Raw genomic sequence first — 1,394 nt, 5'->3', positions numbered from 1 at the left:
CGGGTAAAGACGATGCTGCGCAAGGCATGGATTTTTTGCAATCCATGCCCAGACGGTGGGTCACGACTTACATACCACTGGTGATCTTCGTCTTCATCTTGCTGTTCCCTTTTTACTGGATGGTGATCACCTCGTTCAAGCCCAACGAAGAACTTTTGTCGCGTGATGGCAACCCGTTTTGGTTCATCAACCCAACTTTGGCGCACTTCGAAAAACTGTTGTTCCAAACCGCTTACCCGTCTTGGCTTTGGAACACCATCGTCGTGTCAGTGGTGTCGACTTTCATTTCCTTGGTGGCCTCAGTGCTCGCCGCCTACGCCATCGAACGCTTGCGTTTTCAAGGTGCTAAGACAGCCGGGGGTGCGATTTTCTTGGCCTACCTGGTGCCGCCATCTATCCTGTTCATCCCACTGGCAGCGATCATTTTTCAGCTTGGCTTGTTTGACACTCGCATGGCATTGATCTTGTCATACCCGACATTTTTGATTCCGTTTTGCACTTGGCTGCTGATGAGTTATTTCCGTTCCATTCCCTACGAACTTGAAGAATGCGCCTTGATTGATGGTGCCAGCCGCTGGCAAATTCTCACCAAAATCGTACTGCCTTTGGCCGTGCCGGGCCTTATTTCTGCAGGCATCTTTGCCTTCACATTGAGCTGGAACGAATTCATCTACGCACTGACCTTCATCTCATCTTCCGAGAACAAAACCGTACCCGTAGGCGTTGTAACAGAACTGGTCGAAGGTGACGTCTACCACTGGGGTTCCCTCATGGCTGGCGCCTTGTTGGGTTCCTTGCCTGTGGCCTTTGTGTATTCGTTCTTTGTCGAGCATTACGTTTCGGGCATGACCGGCTCCGTCAAAGAGTGATGCTTGATCGACGGTTGGGCAGCTCACTCGGCATGGCTTGCCATCCAGCACCAAGCGCAAAGCTTGGGAGCTGGGTTTCTATCTCACCTTCTCATCTTCAAACAACATGACTTCTACCCCCCGCAAAAAACCCGAAGACCTGCGCAGCCAGCAATGGTTTGGCCGCCAAGACCGCGATGGCTTTGCCTACCGCAGCTGGGTCAAGGGCAAGGGCGTGCCGCACGACCAGTTTGACGGCCGCCCGGTCATCGGCATTTGCAACACCTTCAGCGAACTCACGCCCTGCAACTCGCACTTCCGCACCCTGGCCGAGCAGGTCAAGATCGGCGTGTACGAGGCAGGTGGCTTTCCGCTCGAATTTCCAGTCATGTCTCTGGGTGAGACCCTATTGCGCCCCACGGCCATGCTCTACCGCAACCTGGCGTCCATGGACGTGGAAGAATCCATTCGCGGCAACCCGATTGACGGCGTGGTGCTGCTCATGGGCTGCGACAAGACCACTCCCAGCTTGCTGATGGGCGCGTC

General features: G+C 54.4%; 2 protein-coding genes. Both read left to right on the top strand.

The annotated features are described in order from the left end of the window. Positions 1-26 precede the first annotated feature (26 nt). The gene (locus Q0341_RS13215) at positions 27-869 is read left to right on the top strand and encodes a carbohydrate ABC transporter permease (RefSeq protein ID WP_299514155.1); all 843 of its coding nucleotides are present in this window, start codon (positions 27-29) and stop codon (positions 867-869) included. A gap of 106 nt (positions 870-975) precedes the next feature. After that, positions 976-1,394: dihydroxy-acid dehydratase (locus Q0341_RS13210; RefSeq protein ID WP_299514152.1), on the top strand; the 419-nt coding region annotated here is incomplete at its 3' end.

The organism is uncultured Limnohabitans sp. (genome assembly GCF_937889215.1).
GTDB lineage: Bacteria > Pseudomonadota > Gammaproteobacteria > Burkholderiales > Burkholderiaceae_C > Limnohabitans_A.
Note: the sequence above shows the minus strand (reverse complement) of the source record. Positions and strands in the feature narration are given on the sequence as shown.

Coding starts and splice junctions, on each gene's coding strand:
- Q0341_RS13215 (WP_299514155.1), top strand. CDS start 27: ATGGATTTTTTGCAATCCATGCCCAGACGGTGGGTCACGACTTACATA.